The sequence below is a fragment of the Polaribacter sp. P097 genome, assembly GCF_036864555.1.
Classification (GTDB): domain Bacteria; phylum Bacteroidota; class Bacteroidia; order Flavobacteriales; family Flavobacteriaceae; genus Polaribacter.
Genome location: NZ_JAZETJ010000002.1, coordinates 645,600 through 666,060 on the forward strand (window position 1 = coordinate 645,600; position 20,461 = coordinate 666,060).

The 20,461-nt window shown below is 29.1% G+C and carries 21 protein-coding genes and 1 tRNA gene; 15 read left to right on the forward strand and 7 right to left on the reverse strand.

The genetic code is table 11. The features are described 5' to 3' along the window. Window positions 1–27: 27 nt before the first annotated feature. Window positions 28–690 (forward strand): endonuclease III domain-containing protein, encoded by a 663-nt coding sequence (locus tag V7R38_RS10215; protein ID WP_334058136.1) that lies wholly within the window; start codon window positions 28–30, stop codon window positions 688–690. 32 nt (window positions 691–722) lie between these two features. Here the strand turns inward: V7R38_RS10215 and V7R38_RS10220 are convergent, their stop codons facing one another. Both V7R38_RS10220 and V7R38_RS10225 read right to left on the reverse strand, forming a co-directional pair. Next, window positions 723–1,346 carry an SDR family oxidoreductase gene (locus tag V7R38_RS10220; RefSeq protein WP_334058138.1) on the reverse strand — a complete coding sequence of 208 codons (624 nt, stop codon included), beginning with the start codon at window positions 1,344–1,346 and terminating at the stop codon, window positions 723–725. Between the two features lie 321 nt (window positions 1,347–1,667). Next, window positions 1,668–2,255: an RNA polymerase sigma factor gene (locus V7R38_RS10225; protein ID WP_015480131.1), complete on the reverse strand. Its 588-nt coding sequence runs from the start codon at window positions 2,253–2,255 to the stop codon at window positions 1,668–1,670. A gap of 215 nt (window positions 2,256–2,470) precedes the next feature. Here V7R38_RS10225 and uvrA point away from each other — a divergent pair, with 215 nt between their 5' ends. From uvrA to V7R38_RS10265, 8 genes are all read left to right on the forward strand, one after another. Next, window positions 2,471–5,263, forward strand: a complete 2,793-nt coding sequence (uvrA, locus tag V7R38_RS10230) for an excinuclease ABC subunit UvrA (protein ID WP_334058140.1) — start codon at window positions 2,471–2,473, stop codon at window positions 5,261–5,263. A gap of 96 nt (window positions 5,264–5,359) precedes the next feature. Then, complete coding sequence (locus tag V7R38_RS10235) at window positions 5,360–6,061, forward strand: response regulator (RefSeq protein ID WP_334058142.1); 702 nt, start codon at window positions 5,360–5,362, stop codon at window positions 6,059–6,061. Next, on the forward strand, window positions 6,058–7,980 hold the full coding sequence (locus V7R38_RS10240; RefSeq protein ID WP_334058144.1) for a sensor histidine kinase: 1,923 nt from the start codon (window positions 6,058–6,060) through the stop codon (window positions 7,978–7,980). The genes V7R38_RS10235 and V7R38_RS10240 overlap by 4 nt, the downstream gene beginning before the upstream one ends. 46 nt (window positions 7,981–8,026) lie before the next feature. After that, window positions 8,027–8,194, forward strand: coding sequence for a hypothetical protein (locus V7R38_RS10245; protein ID WP_334058146.1), 168 nt, complete (start codon window positions 8,027–8,029; stop codon window positions 8,192–8,194). A gap of 63 nt (window positions 8,195–8,257) precedes the next feature. Beyond that, entirely contained in the window at window positions 8,258–9,346 is a 1,089-nt protein-coding gene (locus V7R38_RS10250; RefSeq protein ID WP_334058148.1) for a hypothetical protein, read from the forward strand. 73 nt (window positions 9,347–9,419) lie between these two features. Next, the gene (locus V7R38_RS10255; RefSeq protein WP_334058149.1) at window positions 9,420–11,393 is read left to right on the forward strand and encodes a sensor histidine kinase; all 1,974 of its coding nucleotides are present in this window, start codon (window positions 9,420–9,422) and stop codon (window positions 11,391–11,393) included. Next, a complete protein-coding gene (locus V7R38_RS10260; protein WP_334058151.1) occupies window positions 11,393–12,142 on the forward strand; it encodes a LytR/AlgR family response regulator transcription factor in 750 nt (249 codons plus the stop codon). The genes V7R38_RS10255 and V7R38_RS10260 overlap by 1 nt, the downstream gene beginning before the upstream one ends. Before the next feature lie 62 nt (window positions 12,143–12,204). Then, window positions 12,205–12,582 carry a helix-turn-helix domain-containing protein gene (locus tag V7R38_RS10265; RefSeq protein WP_015480124.1) on the forward strand — a complete coding sequence of 126 codons (378 nt, stop codon included), beginning with the start codon at window positions 12,205–12,207 and terminating at the stop codon, window positions 12,580–12,582. A 212-nt stretch (window positions 12,583–12,794) separates the two neighbouring features. Here V7R38_RS10265 and V7R38_RS10270 read toward each other — a convergent pair. The 3 genes from V7R38_RS10270 to V7R38_RS10280 all read right to left on the reverse strand — a co-directional run bounded on the left by V7R38_RS10270 (window position 12,795) and on the right by V7R38_RS10280 (window position 14,793). Next, window positions 12,795–12,870, reverse strand: a tRNA-His gene (locus V7R38_RS10270). A gap of 52 nt (window positions 12,871–12,922) precedes the next feature. After that, a complete protein-coding gene (bshB1, locus tag V7R38_RS10275; protein WP_334058154.1) occupies window positions 12,923–13,639 on the reverse strand; it encodes a bacillithiol biosynthesis deacetylase BshB1 in 717 nt (238 codons plus the stop codon). Next, on the reverse strand, window positions 13,636–14,793 hold the full coding sequence (locus V7R38_RS10280; RefSeq protein WP_334058156.1) for a trans-sulfuration enzyme family protein: 1,158 nt from the start codon (window positions 14,791–14,793) through the stop codon (window positions 13,636–13,638). The genes bshB1 and V7R38_RS10280 overlap by 4 nt, the downstream gene beginning before the upstream one ends. Window positions 14,794–14,865: 72 nt before the next feature. Here V7R38_RS10280 and V7R38_RS10285 point away from each other — a divergent pair, with 72 nt between their 5' ends. Genes V7R38_RS10285 through V7R38_RS10295 form a run of 3 tightly spaced genes read left to right on the forward strand, consistent with a single transcriptional unit; the run spans window position 14,866 to window position 16,517 of the window. Beyond that, window positions 14,866–15,561 carry a Rossmann-like and DUF2520 domain-containing protein gene (locus tag V7R38_RS10285; RefSeq protein WP_334058158.1) on the forward strand — a complete coding sequence of 232 codons (696 nt, stop codon included), beginning with the start codon at window positions 14,866–14,868 and terminating at the stop codon, window positions 15,559–15,561. After that, window positions 15,551–16,075 carry a KdsC family phosphatase gene (locus V7R38_RS10290; RefSeq protein ID WP_334058160.1) on the forward strand — a complete coding sequence of 175 codons (525 nt, stop codon included), beginning with the start codon at window positions 15,551–15,553 and terminating at the stop codon, window positions 16,073–16,075. Before V7R38_RS10285 ends, V7R38_RS10290 begins: the two co-directional genes overlap by 11 nt. 19 nt (window positions 16,076–16,094) lie before the next feature. After that, window positions 16,095–16,517, forward strand: coding sequence for a DUF2147 domain-containing protein (locus V7R38_RS10295; RefSeq protein ID WP_015480119.1), 423 nt, complete (start codon window positions 16,095–16,097; stop codon window positions 16,515–16,517). Here the strand turns inward: V7R38_RS10295 and V7R38_RS10300 are convergent, their stop codons facing one another. Continuing rightward, entirely contained in the window at window positions 16,518–17,159 is a 642-nt protein-coding gene (locus V7R38_RS10300; protein ID WP_334058163.1) for a protein-L-isoaspartate(D-aspartate) O-methyltransferase, read from the reverse strand. Window positions 17,160–17,334: 175 nt separating this feature from the next. On the opposite strand from V7R38_RS10300, the gene V7R38_RS10305 reads away from it, so the two are divergent. The 3 genes from V7R38_RS10305 to V7R38_RS10315 all read left to right on the forward strand — a co-directional run bounded on the left by V7R38_RS10305 (window position 17,335) and on the right by V7R38_RS10315 (window position 19,864). Next, complete coding sequence (locus tag V7R38_RS10305; protein ID WP_334058164.1) at window positions 17,335–18,318, forward strand: Gfo/Idh/MocA family protein; 984 nt, start codon at window positions 17,335–17,337, stop codon at window positions 18,316–18,318. 17 nt (window positions 18,319–18,335) lie between these two features. Next, window positions 18,336–19,223 (forward strand): 3-hydroxybutyryl-CoA dehydrogenase, encoded by an 888-nt coding sequence (locus V7R38_RS10310; RefSeq protein WP_334058166.1) that lies wholly within the window; start codon window positions 18,336–18,338, stop codon window positions 19,221–19,223. 86 nt (window positions 19,224–19,309) lie between these two features. Continuing rightward, window positions 19,310–19,864 carry an acyloxyacyl hydrolase gene (locus V7R38_RS10315; protein WP_334058167.1) on the forward strand — a complete coding sequence of 185 codons (555 nt, stop codon included), beginning with the start codon at window positions 19,310–19,312 and terminating at the stop codon, window positions 19,862–19,864. Between the two features lie 48 nt (window positions 19,865–19,912). Here the strand turns inward: V7R38_RS10315 and V7R38_RS10320 are convergent, their stop codons facing one another. Next, entirely contained in the window at window positions 19,913–20,386 is a 474-nt protein-coding gene (locus V7R38_RS10320) for a Dps family protein (protein WP_334058169.1), read from the reverse strand. Window positions 20,387–20,461 lie beyond the last annotated feature (75 nt).

Here is a 20,461-nt window from a genome sequence, read left to right on the forward strand (position 1 = left end):
ACTTTACACTTTATCAAATAACCATGTATGACTAAATCAGAAAAAGTAAATTTTGTAATTGAAACCTTACAAAATTTGTATCCTGAAATTCCAGTTCCTTTAGACCATAAAGACCCTTATACTTTATTAGTTGCAGTTTTACTTTCTGCACAATGTACAGATGTAAGAGTAAATAAAGTTACTCCGTTTTTATTTGAAAAGGCAGATAACCCTTTTGATATGGTTAAAATGACCCAGGAACAAATAAAAGAAATTATTAGACCTTGTGGTTTATCTCCCATGAAATCTAAAGGTATTTATGGCTTATCTAAAATTTTGATAGAAAAATATAATGGTGAAGTTCCAAAATCTTTTGAAGGTTTAGAGGAATTACCTGCAGTTGGTCATAAAACTGCAAGTGTAGTTATGAGTCAGGCTTTTGGTGTGCCCGCTTTTCCTGTAGATACTCATATTCATCGATTAATGTACAGATGGAATTTATCTAATGGTAAAAACGTAAACCAAACAGAGAAAGATGCGAAACGCCTTTTTCCTAAAGAATTATGGAATGATTTGCACTTACAAATTATTTGGTATGGCAGAGATTACTCTCCTGCTCGTGGTTGGAATTTAAACAATGATATTATCACCAAAACCATAGGTAGAAAAACAGTTTTAAACGAATATTATAAAACAAAAAAAACACCTTAACAGGTGTTTTTTACTTTATAAAAAGACAATAATTAATTAGGTATTGCTTTACCAATTAAAGTTTCTCCTTTAATAATTTCAAAGGTTTCATTTACTTCTGCAGAATCATGCAATACTCTAACTAAAGTTTGAGCTACATCTTCTCTACTAATTTCTCCTTGTTTGTTTAGTTTTCTTTCCAATTCAATTTTTCCTGAACCTTTATCGTCTGTTAATGATCCTGGTCTTACAATTGAATAAGATAAATTACTACTTTTTAAATATTCATCTGCATTGTGTTTAGCTTTTAAATATTCTTGCAATTCTTCTGCTTCTTCAGGGTTGTCAGCTCCCATAGAACTCAACATTACAAACTTTTTAATATTTTCTTTTTCTGATTCTTTAATCAATTTTTTAGCTCCATTTTCATCTACTTCCTTAACTTTTTTACCACCAGAACCAGCTGCAAAAATTACTTTATCAATATTTTTTACTGTATGAGAGACATCCTTCTCTAAATCTCCAAGTACAGTTTTAATATTTCTGTTCTTAAATTGTGTTTCTTGCTCTTCTTTTCTAACCATTGCTACTGGTTTAAAATATTGTGAAGATTCTAAAAGTGTTACTATTTTTTTTCCTGTGGTACCATTGGCACCTGCTACTAATACATTTTCCATATTGTAAAATTATAAAGTATTAGTTGTTGTTATTGACTCATTTCATTTATAGTTTGATTGAAATGATAAAATTATAAGACGTAAAAAAAGCCCCAACAATGTTGAAGCTTTTTCCACTCTTAATTCAAATTCAATTCAATGAAGTCTTTTGATTTGGTTTTTACAATTGTTAGCGATTTGGAAAAATTAATCAAAAATTGAACTGTTTCTTTTTTAGGTTGCATCTGTAAATCAGATGGCTTACTAGAGTAAAGTTGCATCATATATTTTATTTAGTCTCTTGGTTATAAAACTATTAACGATGCTTTTTTACATATATTGTTAATTCACTAAAATAATTTTATGTTTTTCAATTAACTTACGCATATTAATTAATGCATAACGCATTCTACCCAGTGCTGTATTAATACTAACACCTGTATTTTCACTTATTTCTTTAAAGCTCATGTCTTTATACATGCGCATTACAAGTACTTCTTTCTGTTCTTCTGGTAACTCACTTACAAGTTCTCTTACATCAGAAAAAATTTGTTCTTGTATCAATTGTTTTTCGGCATTTAAATTTCCATCACCTAAAACAGAAAAAATATCAAACTCATCTGTATTCTTAAAAGATGGCATTCTGTTAGATTTTCTAAAATGATCAATCACTAAATTATGAGCAATTCGCATCACCCAAGGCAAAAATTTACCTTCTTCATTATAATTGCCCTTTTTTAAAGTTCTAATTACTTTAATAAACGTGTCTTGAAAAACATCTTCTGTAATATCTCTATCTTGTACTTTACTATAGATAAAGCTAAATAACCTTTGTTGATGTCTGTTGATAAGAATTCCTAAAGAAGCTTCATTACCTTTTATATAATCGCTTACTAAAGTACTGTCGGAAATTTTGTTTTTTCGCACCATAACTACTTTTTTAGATGAACAAGTGGTTCATCAAAACATTATTTTGTTAATAATTTTAAAAGTAGTTTTTAACTATATGCGTCTAATTTTGTGAATATTAAGTTCGTAAATATAAAATTTATTTTCTATTTACCAAACAAATTAGCAAACACAATGCCAATCTTTTTTAGTTTCTTTAAAATAAGTGGTATTTTTATAGTTTATTATTATACTGAATGAAGACTGATATTTCTACTGTAAATCCGAAGGAAAATATAATTATTAAAGGTGCAAAACTGCACAACTTAAAAAATATTGATGTTGTTATACCAAGAAACAAACTTGTTGTAATTACAGGTTTATCTGGTTCAGGTAAATCATCTTTAGCTTTCGACACTTTATATGCAGAAGGTCAAAGAAGATATGTAGAGAGTTTAAGTTCTTACGCTCGTCAATTTTTAGGAAAACTAGACAAACCTAAAGTAGATTACATAAAAGGTATTGCACCAGCAATTGCAATTGAGCAAAAGGTGAATTCTACCAACCCAAGATCTACAGTAGGTACATCAACCGAAATTTACGATTACATAAAATTATTATATGCAAGAATAGGAAAGACCTACTCTCCTATTTCTGGCAATGAAGTAAAAAAGGATACAGTAACAGATGTTGTAAAATTTATTCAAAAAATTGAAGTTGGTACAAAACTTTTATTGCTGGCTCCAATTGAAATAAATGAAAATAGAGATCTTAAAACTGTATTGCAAGTTTTAGAACAGCAAGGTTATGCGCGTTTAAAATGGAATGACACAGTACATCGAATTTCTGAGTTTCCTCAAGAAAAGTATAATAATGAATCATTATTTTTGGTAGTGGATAGAATTGTTACGAAAGATGATGAAGATTTTTATAACAGATTAGCAGATGCCATACAAACTGCATTTTTTGAAGGAAGTGGAATTTGTTTCATCGAAAACTTAAAGAATAAAAAAATTACTGAATTTAGTAATAAATTTGAATTAGATGGTATTTCTTTTCTAGAACCAAATACGCATTTATTCAGTTTTAACAATCCTTATGGTGCTTGCCCAACTTGCGAAGGTTATGGAAATGTAATTGGTATAGATGAAGATTTAGTAATACCAAACACTGGTTTATCTATTTTTGATGATGCTATTTTTCCTTTTAGAACTCCTTCTTATGTTCATTATAAAGAAGATTTAATTTCTGTTGCCTATAAATTTGATATTCCTGTTCATAAACCGTGGTTTCAATTAACAGAAAAACAAAAAGAATTGGTTTGGAATGGTAATAGATCTTTTAACGGAATTCATCATTTCTTTTCAGTATTAGAAGAAAAAAGCTACAAGATTCAAAACAGAGTAATGCTCTCACGTTATCGAGGTAAAACGAAATGTACAACTTGTAATGGCAAACGTTTAAGAAAAGAGGCAGATTACGTTAAGATAAATGAAAACACCATTTCTGATTTGGTTTCATTGCCTTTAGATGAATTAGCAGTGTTTTTCAAGAATCTTAAACTCGATAAATATCAAGAAAAAATTGGTAAGCGTTTATTAACTGAAATAAATAATAGGCTAAAATTTTTAACGGATGTTGGGTTATCATACCTAACCATAAACAGAACATCTAACACACTTTCTGGTGGTGAAAGTCAGCGAATAAATTTGGCTACATCTTTAGGAAGTTCACTTGTAGGTTCTATGTATATTCTAGATGAACCTAGTATTGGTTTGCACCCTAAAGACACAGAACGTTTAATTGGCGTTTTAAAAAACTTAAGAGATTTAGGAAATACTGTAGTGGTTGTAGAACATGATGAAGATATTATGAAAGAAGCAGATTACATTATAGACATTGGCCCTGAAGCAGGTACTTTTGGAGGAAATGTAGTAGCTGAAGGTTCTTTTAGCGAAATTTTACAATCTAAATCTTTAACTGCTCAATATTTAAATGAAGACTTAAAAATTGAAGTCCCTACAAAACGTAGAACATCAAAACACAAAATTCAAATTAAAGGAGCAAGAGAACACAATCTAAAAAATGTTGATGTAACTTTTCCTTTAAATAGCTTGGCTGTAATAACTGGAGTTTCTGGTTCTGGAAAAAGTACATTGGTTAAAAAGATTTTATATCCTGCAATGCAGAAAAAGCTAGTTGGTTATGGAGATAAAATTGGGCAGCACACAGAAATTACTGGCGATTTTGACACTTTAAAAAATATTGAGTTTATAGACCAAAACCCCATTGGGCGTTCATCAAGATCTAATCCTGTTACCTATATTAAGGCTTATGATGATATTAGAGCGCTTTTTGCCAATCAGAAATTATCTAAAATTAGAAATTTTAAGCCCAAACATTTTTCTTTTAATGTAGAAGGTGGTCGTTGTGAAACCTGCAAAGGTGAAGGTGAAGTTACTATTGAAATGCAATTTATGGCAGATGTTCATTTAGAATGTGATGTTTGTAATGGTAAACGCTTTAAAAAGGATGTTTTAGAAGTAATTTTTGATAATAAATCTATAGATGACATCTTAAATTTAACCATAGATGATGCTGTAGCCTTCTTTACAGAAAACTTAGTACCCAAAATTGCTAAAAAACTAAAACCCTTGCAAGACGTAGGTTTAGGCTATGTAACTTTAGGGCAATCTAGCTCTACACTTTCTGGAGGAGAAGCACAAAGAATAAAATTGGCATCATTTTTAGTAAAAGGTACTACAAAAGACAAAGCATTGTTTATCTTTGATGAACCCACAACAGGTTTACATTTTCACGACATTAAAAAATTATTAAAATCTTTTAATGCACTTATAGAAAAAGGTCATTCAATTCTTGTTATTGAGCACAACATGGAATTAATTAAGTGTGCAGACTATATTATTGATCTTGGTTTAGAAGGTGGCAAAAATGGTGGCGAACTTATTTTTGAAGGAACTCCTGAAAAATTAGCCACAAATAAAAAATCTTATACAGCTAAATATCTAGCTGAAAAATTAGATTTTTAATTGAACAGATAACTTGTTTTTTTTACATACTATGCCCCTGAATAAATTAAGAATATCTAATCTTAAAAATTGAGGTTATTTATAATAGATGTGATTATGAGAAGCAAAATTAATATCTTAATAGTAGAGGACAACGTTATTATTGCAGACGATTTGCAATTTACTATTGAGAGTTTAGGTCATGAAATTGTTGGTAATGTTATTTCATACAATGATGCTTTAATTGTTCTAAAAAATATAAAAGTCGATTTAGTATTTATTGATATTAAAATATCCTCTAAAGAAACTGGAATAGATTTAGCTCATTTTATAAATGAAAATTATCAAATACCTTTCATCTTTTTAACCTCTAATGCAGATACAGATACCATAGAGCTTGCTTCAAAAACTACACCTGCAGGTTATTTAGTAAAACCTTTTCATCAAAATAATTTAAAAGCAGCTATAGAAATTGCCATTAGCAATCATGACTCTAAATTGGCTGAAAATGCACAAGACATCATTTTTGTAAAGAAGAATAATTTTCAACATAAAATTGTGCTTAATAATGTAATGTATATAAAATCGGATAATATTTATTTAGAATTGCATTGTGAAGATGGTAGTATGCACTTACAAAGAGCAACTTTAAAAAGCTTTTTACCACAATTACCAGATTACTTTAAGAGGTGCCATAAATCCTATATTGTAAATACTAATTATATTAGTGCATTCAATAAAAAAACGATTATGCTAAATGAAGTAACTATACCTATTTCTAATCAATATATCGAAATTTTAGATGATATTACCTCATGACGAATCTCTCAAAATCCTTGTTATTTTTTCTATTAGTATTTAATGCAACTATTGGATTTTGCCAAGTAGACCCTAATTTAAGTCAAGAAGAATACTACCAGCAATTTTTGTCAGAAAAAGATATAGATAAAAAATTAATACTATTTAATAAGATAGAAGACTACACCCAGTTTAAAACCTTAGAAGAATGGGATAATTATTTTGACAAAGAAGTAAAGAAATTTAGAAGTCTAAATACGAACGTTTTTTTACTAGAACTCTACAGAATTGCAATTTATAGTAACTTAAAGAAATTTGAAATTGCGAATAATTTGGCCTATGATTTATATTTTAAATCAAAAAATGAGATCGATAAATTTTATCTGTGTAAGTTGTTAAGAAGAATGAATGGAAATTTTCTAGCAGAAAATAAGATATTCGAAATGTTCTATGTAAATAGTGAAATGCTAGAAACCTGCCCTGACAAGGCAAACTTATCTAATATATACTCATTTTTAGGGCAACCAGGATTGGCTATAAGACTTTTAAAAAAGCATAGAGATTATCATGAAGATAGCATCAGCTTTAAAAATGCGCAATCTTTAAACGACTTTGGTGTTTTTTACAAAAGAAATAACGAATACGACTCTGCATTTCATTATTTCTGGAAATCACTCGATTTATTAAAAACGATGAAGAAAGCAGACTCGTTTAAACATAATAGAGATATAGAAGTTTTAACGGGAGTTGTTAAGGGTAACATTGGCGAGTACTATTTATACAAGAAGGATTACAGTGCAGCAAAAATGTATTTCTTTCAAGAAGCAAAATCTGCCAGAAAACATATAAAAGAAGGAAATTGGGGTTTTCAAAATGATTTTTATAGAAATATGGCTTTCTGTTATTTAAATACAAATCAAACTGATTTGGGTAAAAAATATATAGATAGCTTAGATTTTAATGCTAACATTGGAGACAGATATCAGCTTTTGGCTACCTATTATACCAAAAAGAAAAATTTAGATTCAGCTACCTTTTATTCAGAAAAATACTCAGATTTTTCTAATGCAATCAATTTTAAACTTAATCAAGAAAAGAATAATAGCTTATTAAATCTTTTAGAATACCCAATAAAACTTGTTCAAAAAGAAGAAGAAAATTTTAATATTCAAAGGACTAATGAGCGTAAACAAAAACGCAATCAAATTATTATTTTGTTCTTAGTTATTGCCATTTTAATGATACTTCTACTCTATTATTTCTTTGTAAAAGAGAAGAAACAATATAATCTTATTGCTATCAAAAATGAAGAAATTAAAAAAGCTTTAACAGAAAAAGGAGTGCTTTACAGTGAATTAAATCATAGGGTTAAGAACAATCTACAATTAATCATTAGTATTTTAAAAATGCAAATGAATAAATTGCCTGAAGAAGATCTTAAAACTACATTTCAATATAGTATCAATAGAATATCTACAATAGCAAGTTTACACCAAGATTTATTGAAGAATGAAACTATTTCTAAAATTTCACTCACTAATTTTATAGGTACTATTGTAAAAGATTTAAAAAGAGTCTATGGTGCTTTAGAGCAAGTAAAATTTACCATTGATATTCAAGAGAATTTATACATTCATTTAGAACAAAATCAAGCTTTAGGCTTAATTGTAAACGAATTAATTACAAATTCTTACAAACATGCTTTTAATTCTTCTACAAATAATGAAATAAGAATAAAAATTCATGAAAATGATAACCAAGTATACTTCGAATTTAAAGACAATGGTGTGGGTTTTGATGTTAATGAAGTAGACAAGTCTAAATCTATTGGCTTGGTTCTTATACAGAGATTGGCAAATCAATTAGGAGCAGATGCAACAATAAATTCTGAAAACGGAACAACAGTTTCTTTTAACTTTTGTAACAGGTTTAACAAATAACCGTTAAACAAAAACGGCATTTTTGTTTACTTTACAACAAATATTCATGAAGTCACAACAAATCTCTCTAGACAACCTACTTATAGCGTACATTTACAAGGAGTTAAGTGCAATGCTAGAAAAAAATATGCCTTCCCCCAACTTTTTATTTCCAACAACTAGCATTGCATTTTCTTTAACGAATTCTAACTTACTACTTACGAATTCTAATTAGCAAAATTTTTAAGTAAACATCCCTCCTATTTTTACGGTGTATTAACATTTAAAAAATAGAAAGATGAACACTCCAATTAAAAAAGCAAGTATTTTATTATCGCTAATTGTTATGGCCACCTTGAGCCTAAAATGTGATAACAAGGCTGAACCAGAAATTATTGCATCAACAGAAATTATTCAAGAAGAAACCGATTTTAGCATAGATGAAGATGTTGTATTAAGAGAACCTGTAGTTTTTATTACTGGTGATGATTCAAGCTCTGATACGTATTATGCTAATGCCAGAAATTACTTCGAACAACAAAAAGTAGAAATTGTAAATGGTACCTATTCTATAGAAGAGATTATAAATTGGCTGAACACAAATGCAGATGATTTATCTTATGGTGAAATTCATATTGTAAATAAAAGCAATCCGTTTAAAGGTTTATCACTAGAAACGGTTGTAAATGGGGAACCTGTTACTGAAGAGAGTTTAAAAATGAAACTTAAAGAGGGTAAACTACCAATACTTGAAAACGCAATTACATCTAGATCTAAAATAATATTTCATGCAAATGGTTTAGGTACTAATAAAAATTTGATGGATGCTCTTAAAAATACATTTAGCGCTCAAGATTCACCTAAAGTTATTGCCTCTACTTATTACTCAATTTTTAACGGTGAGTTTTCAAATCATTTTTTAGCAAAGCCTTATTATGTATTTTATCCAACTGCAAATTCACCTGGAAAAGTAGATTTATCTAAAGAATTGGCAAAAAAATATCCGAATGAAAAAGATATAGATTGGTATGAAGCAATTTATAATGAAACAGAAAGATATATTGGAGAGGCTTATTACACGCAACAAACAGTGCCTGTAAAGTTTGAGTTAGATTATCATAACTCAGATGATGAAGTACCTACTTTCGAAATTCAAGAAGAAATTATGGACTTTATTGAGCAAAGAGCAGAACTATATGAAGCTTTTAAAGAATTAAACATTCCACTAGAAAAGTTTAGATGGTCTTATAAAGTAAAAAATAGTGTATTAACCATCAAAGGAAAATCTACAGTAATTACAGTTTTAAAACCTTTAATTAAACCTTATGGAGAGCTACAACATATAGAACCAGATACAAATAATAAAAGATTATACGCAATGAAATAAAATGGAATAGAAATTGTAGTTTTATAAACGTCATTAACAAAGCTTTTGATTAATGGCGTTTTACTATTAAAATATGACAAAGAGATTTTACCTAATTCTACTAATCTGCTGCTTTTATTTAAACAAAAGCAATGCTCAACAATTCAATTTTACCAATTACACAATAAATAACGGCTTGCCAAGTAACACAATAAATGCAAGTTCAATAGATGATATTGGGTATGTTTGGTTTGCTACAGATAAAGGTGTTGTTAAATTTGATGGGTTATTTTTTAGCGAGATAAGTAATTTAGAAACGACAGCATTATTTACTTCAAAATGGTTGAAGTTATTAGGTCATAAAAATGGATTAACTATAATTAGAAACAACAAACAGACTTTTATAAAATCTCGAGAAATATTAAACTTTTATGAAAAAGATAAAATTATTTATGTTTCTACTACAGAAGGTGTTTTTCAATTTAAAGATAATAACCTTGCACCAATTGAAATTAATTCTGTTTTAGATTTTTCTATTATTAGAGATATATTTTTTAATGCCGGTAATTTTTACATCTCTTCAAACAGTGGATTGTGGAAAATTGATAACCTCAAAAACCCAAATAGTATCAAACAAATTTTAAAAGATGATATTACCACAATTGTAAAATCTAAGAATAAATTTGTAGCTGCAACTTCTAAAAACGAAATTATTGTTTTAGAAAATGATAAAATTGAAAAGAGTTTTACCTCATTAAAAAACATTTCGGACTTAGCTATAATTAATCAAAATTTATGGATTTCTTCGTTTACAGATGGTATTGATATTCGTGATTTAGAAACATTTTCGTTTGTAAAAACCATTAGCAAATACAATAACCTAAATACTAATCAGATCAATTCAGTTATAAAATCTGAGAACCTAACATTAATCAACACTTTAAATAAAGGAACCTACATAACTGGATATCAATTATATAAAAAAATTAAAGAAATAATTTTATATTTTGAAGATTTTTATGTCAATGGCAATTCAACCAACAATTTATTACAATCGAAAAAATCTATAGTACTAAATCCTGACCAAAATAACATCTCATTTATATACAAAACTATAGATCTGGAAAATCCCAATAAAGTAAAATACCAATATACTTTAAACGGAACTCCTTCTAATTGGACTAGCAATAATGAACTACAGTTGCCTAATTTAAATTTTGGTAAATACAAGCTAAAAGTACAATCTAAGATAGATGAGTTAAAGAGCCCAATTCAGGTTTTAAATTTTGAAATTGCTACACCCTTTTATAAAAAGGATGAATTTTACCTAATAGTTGCAGTACTTCTATTAACGGCTGGTTACCTAACACTTGATTTATACTTAAAAAACCTAAATAGAAGACATAATAAGGAAGTAAATGAATTAAAGCTAAAAAACCATCTATTAACGCTAGAACAACAGGCACTTCAGCTACAAATGAATCCTCATTTTATATTTAATGTATTGAATGGTATTAAATCTCTTGGTAATAAGGGCAATGTAAATGAATTAAACAGAACTATAAATCAATTTGCAATCTTGCTTAGAAGCGTCTTAAACAACTCCAGAAAAGAAGAAATTACACTTAAAGAGGAATTAACCACAATTGTGAATTACATTGAATTAGAGCAAAGAATGAGTTCAAAAACCTTTAATTATACTATAGATCTGCAATTAAGCAATATAGATAGTGATGAAATACTCTTCCCATCTATGTTATTACAACCATTTATAGAAAATGCCATAGCACATGGTTTTACTAATGATAAAGAAGGCTTACTTACAATAGCAATTAGATTAATTAATAATTTTCTGGAAATTACTATAGAAGATAATGGAATAGGTATAGACAAATCCTTAAAAAATAAGTCTACCACAAATAATAATTCTTTAGCTTTAAAGGTTACTAAAGAAAGAATTCAGTATCTTTCGACATTAAATAAATTTAATATTACAACTATTAAAACTAAAGAAAACACAACAGGAACAAGAGTTTTCTTTCAGTTACCATTAAAAACAGAGTACTAATGAATAAGTTTACATCATTTGTGGTAGACGATAATAAGGATGCTTTAGACCTTATATGTAGTGATATTAAAACTTATCATAAAGATATAGAGATTATTGGTAAAGCTTCTAGTGTTGTGTCTGCAGCCAAACAGCTTCAAACGCTTAAACCAGATATACTATTCCTTGATATTATGCTTGGAGATGGCACTGGCTTTGATATATTAGAGTTAGTACCTTCAATAGGTTCAAAGGTTATCTTTATTACTGCAAGTGAAGACTATGCTTTAAAAGCTTTTAAATTTGCTGCTATAGACTATCTATTGAAGCCCTACTCTATTGAAGAATTAGAAACAGCCATAAACAAGGCTAAAAAACAAATTTCTCCTCAAAAACCTCAGTTAAATGTATTAAAAGAGATAATTAACAACCCTCACCACAAACCGAGTAAAATTTCTTTAAACACGGTTGATAAGATACAATTAGTAGATATTAATGACATTATAAGATGTCAATCAGATAACAATTACACTACGTTTTATTTAGAAAATGGTTCTAGAATAGTTGTTTCTAAGACATTAAAATATTACGCTAATCTACTATCATCACTAGGTTTCTTAAGAGTCCATCAAAGTCATTTAGTAAATAAAGCATTTATTAAAGAGTATATTAAGGCAGATGGAGGCTATTTAATACTAACTGATAGCAAAACGATTCCTATTTCTTCTCGTAAAAAGGCGGAAATACTGGAAGTTTTAAAAAAAATATAAAATAATTTAAAAATAATCATTGTTTGTGGTAAATAATTACTACATTTGTAGTGCCCCCAGATATGAAAGATGAAAATAGACAAAGAGCGGACAGAGTAATAAAGGTTTTTAAAGACTCTAAACTAAACCAAAGACAGTTTTCGGAACTCATTGGAGTTTCTCAACAATTGGTAAGTGCAGTAGTTAATTACACAAAGAAACCAAACGAAACAATATTACTCGCAATCATTGACAACATAAAAGATGTTGATCCAATGTGGCTGCTTACTGGATTAAAGAAAGAAGAAGCTAAAAGCTATACCCCTAATAATACAGAAGTTCAATCCCCTATTGAATTTCATATTAAAGAAATAGTAAAAAAGCAAGTTGAAGAATTATCTACAGATATTCTTCAAAGATTATCAGATATTGAAGAGTCTGTTAAACAAGCTAACCCCTAGTTCTGCTTGAAGAATAGAATTAACTCTTTAAGGTGATGTTCCCTAAACATCATATTATTGAAAAGGACCTTCAATATTTGATAAGCTTTTTTATTAAATACCCTTAATTGACCCCTTACCCCTAGTACCCCTAAGAATACCCCTAAGAATACCCCTAAGAATACCCCTAAAAGTAAAAAAGCCTTCTCAAAAGAGAAGGCTTTTTTTATTCTGGGTGGAAGATGGGGCTCGAACCCACGACTTTCGGTACCACAAACCGACGCTCTAACCAACTGAGCTACAACCACCATTTGCTTGCGAGTGCAAATATACTTCTTTTTACTTTTTTTAAAAGAAAAAATTAAAAAATTTTATCTAAATTTTCTACTGCCACATAACGTTCTGTAGTAAAGCCCTCTGCATGTTCTACACCAATTAACCTTCCTAAATCTCTTGCTCTATAGGTAACACTATCAATAAAATTTTTGCTGGTTATAGGTGTTTCTGGCTCATCACTTTCAGGATCAAAGAATTGCGAAGAATATGCCAAAACCGATTTTACTTTTAAATCAATAAAACCACTTACATCTACCACGAAATCTGGCTCAATATTTTTCCATTGTATATAATGATAAACATTTTCTGGCCTCCATTCTTGTTGAACTTCGTTATTATGATGTGTTGCTATTTTTGCTAATCCACTTAAAAAGCAAGCATCAGAAACTAATTTACTACCTTTTCCATGATCAATATGTCTATCATCAATTGCGTTACAAAGAACAATTTTTGGTTGATATTTGCGAATCAACTGTATTATTGCTAATTGATGATCTTTATCGTTTGTAAAAAAACCATCAGCAAATGCTAGGTTCTCACGCACTTCTACTCCAAGAATTTCTGCTGACTTTTGAGCTTCTTTATCTCTTAATTCAGCTGAACCTCTTGTACCTAGTTCACCTCTTGTTAAATCTACAATTCCTACTTTTTTACCTAAAGAGATTTCTTTAGCTAAAGTAGCTCCACAACCTAACTCAACATCATCTGGATGAGCACCAAATGCTAAAATATCTAACTTCATGATTTTGCCTTTTCTATGGCTTGTTCTATATCCGCAATTAAATCTTCTGCCTCTTCAATACCCACTGAAAAACGTATTAAACCATCTTTTATTCCTCTTTCTAAGCGTTCTTCTTCACTTAAAAGTGCATGAGTAGTTTGAGTAGGACTTACAGTTGTACTCTCTAAACCAGCTAAACTCATAGAAGGTTTTATTAAGGCCAAGTTGTTTTGAAACTTCATAGCATCTATACCTTCTTTTAACTCAAAAGACAACATAGCTCCAAAACCTTTCATTTGTTTTTTCGCCAAATCATACTGAGGATGACTTTTTAAACCAGGATAATATACAGAATCAATATTTGGACTATTTTCTAAATACTCAGCCATTTGCTGCGCATTTCTAGTTTGTTCCTTAACTCTAAGATTTAGAGTTTTTAAACTTCGTTCTAACAACCAAACTGTTTGATCGCTTAAATTACCGCCAAAATTAATTGCTGTTTTCCAAATTTGTTCTATGTGTTCTTCACTTGCAGCAATAGCACCTGCAGAAATATCTGAATGACCTCCCATATATTTAGTTGCAGAGTGAATTACAATATCAATACCAAAATCATAAGGATTTTGATTTATAGGTGAAGCAAAAGTATTATCGATCATCGTTAAAATATTATTTTCTTTAGCGATGTTGCTAATAGCTTGCATATCTGTAATCCCCAATAATGGATTTGATGGAGTTTCTATGTATAGTACTTTTGTATTTTCTTTAATTAAGGCTTTAAAATCTTCTGACTTATCAGATTCAGTAAAAGAATATTCTATTCCATATTTATCAAACTCAGAAACGATAAAGTTATAAGTACCTCCATAAATAACTTGCTGCACTATTACATGATCTCCCTTTTTTAAGAAGGCTAGCATTGCTGATGAAATTGCAGCCATTCCAGAGCTAAAAATTAATCCAGCTTCTGTATTTTCTAATGCTGCTATTTTTTTAAAAAGCATTTCTTGATTTGGAGTATTATAATAACGTGGATATCGTTTAACATCTACTCCATCAAAAGCATAAGATGTAGACATATACATAGGTGATACTGCACCTTTGAACTGTTCATCTTTCACTTCTCCAACATGAACGCAGGTTGTATTTATACCTAATTTATTTGAGTTTTTCATAAAATGATTTATAGTTGCTAAATTAACAAATCTTAAAAACATGTTGTCTTAAAATTTCAATATCTTCGTAATATGATATCAGTTTTAATTGTTGGAGATGGAAATGTTGCAAATCATTTAAATGAAGCATTTGGTAAAGTTGATGAAATACAACTTACTAAAATCAACTCTAGAAAGTTAGAAAATATACCTTCTGCAGATATTACAATTTTAGCAGTCTCTGATGATGCTATTGCTGAAGTTTCAAAGAAAATTAACAACGATTTCTTGGTGCACACCTCTGGTGCTTGCAGTATTGGCGAGCTTCAAAATAAAAATAGTAAAGGTGTTTTTTATATGTTGCAAACATTTACAAAAAACAAACCTGTCAATTTTTCTAAAGTTCCTTTTTGCCTAGAAGCAGACAATACCAAAAATTATAAATTACTAGAAAAACTAGCTAGCCTTATTGGAAAAAACATTTATAAAATTGATTCTAATCAACGTGAAAAATTACATATAGCAGCTGTTTTTGTAAATAATTTTACCAATTATATGTACTCTATTGGAAATGATATTTGTGAGAAACATCAAATTCCTTTCGAGATTTTATATCCCTTAATAGAAGAAACATCAGAAAAAATAAAAAGTTTAGCTCCCAAAGATGCACAAACAGGTCCTGCTATTCGTAAAGACCATCAAACAATAAAAAATCATTTAAATTTGCTTGATAATAATCAAAAAGAAATTTATCAACTCTTAACAAAATCAATCCAAAATGGAGCTTAGTTATAAACAATTATTGCCTAAAATTTCAACTTTTATTTTTGATGTAGATGGTGTATTAACCAATGGAATGTTAACCATAATGCCAAGTGGAGAATTGGTTAGACATATGAATGTTAAAGATGGTTATGCCATGAAAATAGCGTTAAACAAAGGGTTTAAGGTTTGTATAATTTCTGGAGGAACTAATGAAGCTGTAAGAAGTAGATTAGCAGCTTTGGGTATTGAAGACATTTATTTAGGTGCTCACGATAAGATTAAACAATACAATGAAATTGTAGAAAAGTATAATTTATCTGCAGAAAATGTGTTGTATATGGGTGATGATATTCCTGATCTACCTGTTATGCAAAAAGTAGGTTTGGCCAGTTGCCCAAATGATGCAGTACCAGAGATTCAAAATGCTTCTAAATATATTTCTAATATAAAAGGTGGAGAGGGTTGTGTTAGAGATATTATAGAACAAGTACTAAAAGTACAAGGAAAATGGAATGATTATTTTGATGCAGAAGCTTAACAATAAAAACTATAAAAAAATGAGAAAACTATTAACAGTAGCTACCCTATTATTTGCGTTTACGATAAATGCACAAACCATTTTTGGAAAATGGAACAGTACCAATGAAGAAACTGGTGAAGTAGATTCAGTTATTGAAATCTATAAAAAAGACAATAAAGCATATGCAAAAGTTGTAAAAATTATGGATCCTGCAAGACAGAATTCTGTTTGTACTGCATGCGAAGGAGAAAATAAAAACAAAAAAATATTAGGCTTAGATATTTTAACGGGATTAGAAAAAGATGAAGATGAATGGTCTGGAGGAGAAATCTTAGATCCTAGAAATGGTAAAGTATATAAGTGTTATATAAAATTAGTGAAAGACAATAAGTTAAAAATTAGAGGGTTTATTGGTGTATCGCTTTTTGGAAAAACAAAATATTGGGAAAGAGCTGAGTAATTAGTTCTTTTCTTCTAACATTGGTACAAAAGCAAAATCACCCAATTCTAATTTTTCGAATTCTTTATTAGATTTTCTAGTAAATAAAGTCATTATTTGGGTTTTATCACCAACAGGTATTAATAGCTTACCTCCTACTTTTAGCTGTGCCAATAATGGTTTAGGCACAAAAGGTGCACCAGCAGTTACTATAATTTTATCAAATGGTGCTTGTTCTTGCAAACCTTTATACCCATCACCAAAAATAAATCTTTTCGGTTTGTAATTTATTTTGGGTAAAAAAGAAGATGTTCTTTTAAAGAGTTCATGCTGTCTTTCAATAGTATAAACTTCTGCTTTAAACTCCAATAAAACAGCTGTTTGATATCCAGAACCTGTACCTATTTCTAAAATTTTATCTGTAGGTTTTATTTCTAAAGTTTGTGATTGAAACGCTACAGTATAAGGTTGAGAAATAGTTTGTTCTGCTGCTATAGGAAATGCTTTGTCTTGATAAGCATGAGCCTCAAAACTAGAATCTATAAACAAATGTCTTGGAATTTTACTAATGGCTTTTAATACATTTTTATCATGTATTCCTTTAGCTTCTAAAACTTTTACAAGTTGATTTCTAAGTCCTTGATGTTTTGCTGTATCTTTCAATGAATGGTTGCTTTCTAAAGCCTAAAAATAGTAATATTTCTAAATAAACTCTTATAAAATTGTATCTTTGTTTTCGGCTAATTTAAGATTTAAAAATCAGCATATTAGCTAAAAATAAAGTGCTAAAATTATTCTTTAGTATCACATTCATTAATAAAATTTTAAATTTATCTATATGCTTAAAGTTGGAGTTTTAGGTGCTGGCCATTTAGGAAAAATTCATCTTCGTTTGTTAAAAGAATCTTCAAAGTATGATTTGATTGGTTTCTATGATCCATCAGAAGAAAATGCAAAAAATGTTGCTGAACAATTTGGCTACACTTCATATAATTCTATAGATGATTTAATTGATGCTGTAGATGTTGTTGATATTGTAACACCTACCCTTTCTCATTTTGATTGTGCTGAAAAGGCCATTAAAAAAGGAAGACATATTTTTATTGAAAAGCCTATTGCTAAAACCGTATTAGAAGCAGAAGCTATTAAAACTTTAGCTAGCCAATATCATGTAAAAGGTCAAGTAGGTCATGTAGAGCGTTTTAATCCTGCTTTTAAAGCAGTAAAAGATAAAATCAATAATCCTATGTTTATAGAAACACATAGGTTGGCCGAATTTAATCCTAGAGGAACTGATGTACCTGTAGTTTTAGATTTAATGATACATGATATTGATATCATTTTATCTTCAGTAAATTCTAAAGTAAAAAATGTACATGCTAGTGGTATTTCTGTAATCTCAGAAACTCCTGATATTGCAAATGCTAGAATTGAGTTTGAAAACGGCTGTGTTGCTAATCTTACTGCAAGTAGAATTTCTATGAAAAATATGCGTAAAACGCGTTTCTTTCAAAAGGATGCTTATATCTCTGTAAACTTTTTAAGTAAGGAATCAGAAATTGTTAGAATTCAAGATGCTCCAGAAGATTTAGATGAATTTGCAATGGTGCTTAAAAATGATGAAGGTGTAGAAAAACAAATTTATTTTGAAAACCCAGAGGTAGCTAGCAGCAATGCAATTTTAGACGAATTAGAAACTTTTGCTGATGCCATTTTAAATGATACTACTCCAATAGTTTCTTTGCATAATGGTACAGAAGCTTTACGAATTGCACAATGGGTAATAGATTGTTTTAAAACAGAAGAAGACTTAAAAAATTAAATAAATAAATATATAATATGAAAAATATAGCTGTAATTGGTGCTGGAACAATGGGTAATGGAATTGCGCATACTTTTGCACAATTCGATTATAATGTTCAATTGATTGATGTTTCTGAAAAAGCCTTAGAAAAAGGTTTGGCAACTATATCTAAAAATTTAGATAGAATGGTTGCAAAAGAAAAAATCTCTGAAGATGATAAAAATAAAACCTTAGGAAACATAACAACTTATACTTCTATTAAAGAAGGTGTAAAATATGCTAGTTTAGTAATAGAAGCAGCAACAGAAAATGTAGCTTTAAAATCTAAAATTTTTAGAGAGTTAGATGAAGTTTGTCCTGAAGACACCATTTTAGCTACAAATACTTCATCTATTTCAATTACTCAAATTGCTGCAGAAACAAACAGAGCAGATAAAGTAATAGGTATGCACTTTATGAATCCTGTCCCAATTATGAAATTGGTAGAGATTATTAGAGGTTATAATACTTCTGATGAAGTAACTGAATTCATAGTAGACTTAAGTGAAAAAATTAACAAAGTTCCTGTAGAAGTTAATGATTATCCTGGTTTTGTTGCAAATAGAATATTAATGCCAATGATAAACGAATCTATAGAAACATTATATAATGGTGTTGCAGGTGTTGCAGAAATAGATACAGTAATGAAATTAGGAATGGCACACCCAATGGGTCCTTTACAATTGGCTGATTTTATTGGTTTAGACGTTTGTTTATCTATTTTAAATGTAATGTATGATGGATTCAAAAACCCTAAATACGCTCCTTGCCCATTATTAGTAAATATGGTAATGGCTGGAAAATTGGGTGTAAAATCAGGAGAAGGTTTTTATGATTACTCAGAAAGTAGAAAAGCTGAAAAAGTAGCTAAAATGTTTAGCTAATTATGAGAAAATATTTTCTACTTTTTTTAATTCTAGTTCTATCGATAAAAACAGTAGCTCAGAATTATAATAGTAAACTAAAGCCTATGAAAGTAGGCTTTTTATATGCTTTTGGTTCTAATGAACAATTTTTTCATGATGATCCAGATTATACATACACAGCAAAAATTTTTAAAGGACAAGTATTCTATAATTTAGGAAATTGGAAGTCTTTAAATTTTGAGTTGATTGTGCAGCCTCAGGTACAATTTTTAGAGCATCAACTCATAAATGGTTTTTATGTAACTCCAGATCAAGAAAATTATATAATTAAAATTGACGAGTTTACTAAAAAGAAAAACATGAATTTATATGCTTTAGAATTCGGATTTTCTGCAAGTAAACAATTAATGAGTAAATTAGATGTACAAGCCTCTGTAAGTTTAGGTTTTTCTTATATTGACACTAGAACAGAACGTTTGGCAGAAGGCTTTACATTCTTAGAAAATTTTACTTTAGGTCTTAATTATGAAATTTTTAATGAACAATTTCTTTATGTTGGTTCTCATATTGGCCATGTTTCGAATTTAAATTTTCAAAAACCTAATGATGGCTACAATCTATTAGGTTTTCAAGTAGGATATTCATTTTCTATAAAATAAAAAAGAGGACTATTAAGTCCTCTTTTTTATTTTATCATTCAATTAGATCTATTTCCCCAACCAAGAATTTAACATCCAAATCGTTTTTTCTTGTTCAGAAATCAAATCGCTCATCATTGCGTTTGTTCCTTCATCATCAGACTTATCAGATAAATCTAAAATTTCTCTTTCAATTTTCAACAATTCAGACAAAGAAGTTACTACTAATTCTACAGCTTCTACATCTTGAGAAATATCTTTACCTACAGGTACACTGCTATTTGCAATATAATCTGTAAACGTATGTAAAGGTCTGCCTTGCAACGTTAAAATTCTTTCTGCAATTTCATCAATCTTTACTTGGCTATCCGTATATAATTCCTCAAATTTTACATGTAAATCGAAAAAGTTTTTACCTTTAATATTCCAGTGTAAACCTCTTAAATTTTGGTAGTAAATTTGAAAGTTTGCTAACAAACCATTTAATTTTTCTACTGATTCTTTAGAGTCTGATTTGTCTAATCCTAATATATTCTTATTCATAATTATTCTTTTGTTATTTACTCAAATTTATTAAAAATAAGTCACTTAAACTATAATCAATATTGATAGATTTAA

Bases quoted from the DNA above. Each gene is read 5' to 3' on its own strand.
- V7R38_RS10215 (WP_334058136.1), top strand. From the start codon at position 28: ATGACTAAATCAGAAAAAGTAAATTTTGTAATTGAAACCTTACAAAAT.
- V7R38_RS10220 (WP_334058138.1), bottom strand. From the start codon at position 1,346: ATGGAAAATGTATTAGTAGCAGGTGCCAATGGTACCACAGGAAAAAAA.
- V7R38_RS10225 (WP_015480131.1), bottom strand. From the start codon at position 2,255: ATGGTGCGAAAAAACAAAATTTCCGACAGTACTTTAGTAAGCGATTAT.
- uvrA (WP_334058140.1), top strand. From the start codon at position 2,471: ATGAAGACTGATATTTCTACTGTAAATCCGAAGGAAAATATAATTATT.
- V7R38_RS10235 (WP_334058142.1), top strand. From the start codon at position 5,360: ATGAGAAGCAAAATTAATATCTTAATAGTAGAGGACAACGTTATTATT.
- V7R38_RS10240 (WP_334058144.1), top strand. From the start codon at position 6,058: ATGACGAATCTCTCAAAATCCTTGTTATTTTTTCTATTAGTATTTAAT.
- V7R38_RS10245 (WP_334058146.1), top strand. From the start codon at position 8,027: ATGAAGTCACAACAAATCTCTCTAGACAACCTACTTATAGCGTACATT.
- V7R38_RS10250 (WP_334058148.1), top strand. From the start codon at position 8,258: ATGAACACTCCAATTAAAAAAGCAAGTATTTTATTATCGCTAATTGTT.
- V7R38_RS10255 (WP_334058149.1), top strand. From the start codon at position 9,420: ATGACAAAGAGATTTTACCTAATTCTACTAATCTGCTGCTTTTATTTA.
- V7R38_RS10260 (WP_334058151.1), top strand. From the start codon at position 11,393: ATGAATAAGTTTACATCATTTGTGGTAGACGATAATAAGGATGCTTTA.
- V7R38_RS10265 (WP_015480124.1), top strand. From the start codon at position 12,205: ATGAAAGATGAAAATAGACAAAGAGCGGACAGAGTAATAAAGGTTTTT.
- bshB1 (WP_334058154.1), bottom strand. From the start codon at position 13,639: ATGAAGTTAGATATTTTAGCATTTGGTGCTCATCCAGATGATGTTGAG.
- V7R38_RS10280 (WP_334058156.1), bottom strand. From the start codon at position 14,793: ATGAAAAACTCAAATAAATTAGGTATAAATACAACCTGCGTTCATGTT.
- V7R38_RS10285 (WP_334058158.1), top strand. From the start codon at position 14,866: ATGATATCAGTTTTAATTGTTGGAGATGGAAATGTTGCAAATCATTTA.
- V7R38_RS10290 (WP_334058160.1), top strand. From the start codon at position 15,551: ATGGAGCTTAGTTATAAACAATTATTGCCTAAAATTTCAACTTTTATT.
- V7R38_RS10295 (WP_015480119.1), top strand. From the start codon at position 16,095: ATGAGAAAACTATTAACAGTAGCTACCCTATTATTTGCGTTTACGATA.
- V7R38_RS10305 (WP_334058164.1), top strand. From the start codon at position 17,335: ATGCTTAAAGTTGGAGTTTTAGGTGCTGGCCATTTAGGAAAAATTCAT.
- V7R38_RS10310 (WP_334058166.1), top strand. From the start codon at position 18,336: ATGAAAAATATAGCTGTAATTGGTGCTGGAACAATGGGTAATGGAATT.
- V7R38_RS10315 (WP_334058167.1), top strand. From the start codon at position 19,310: ATGAAAGTAGGCTTTTTATATGCTTTTGGTTCTAATGAACAATTTTTT.
- V7R38_RS10320 (WP_334058169.1), bottom strand. From the start codon at position 20,386: ATGAATAAGAATATATTAGGATTAGACAAATCAGACTCTAAAGAATCA.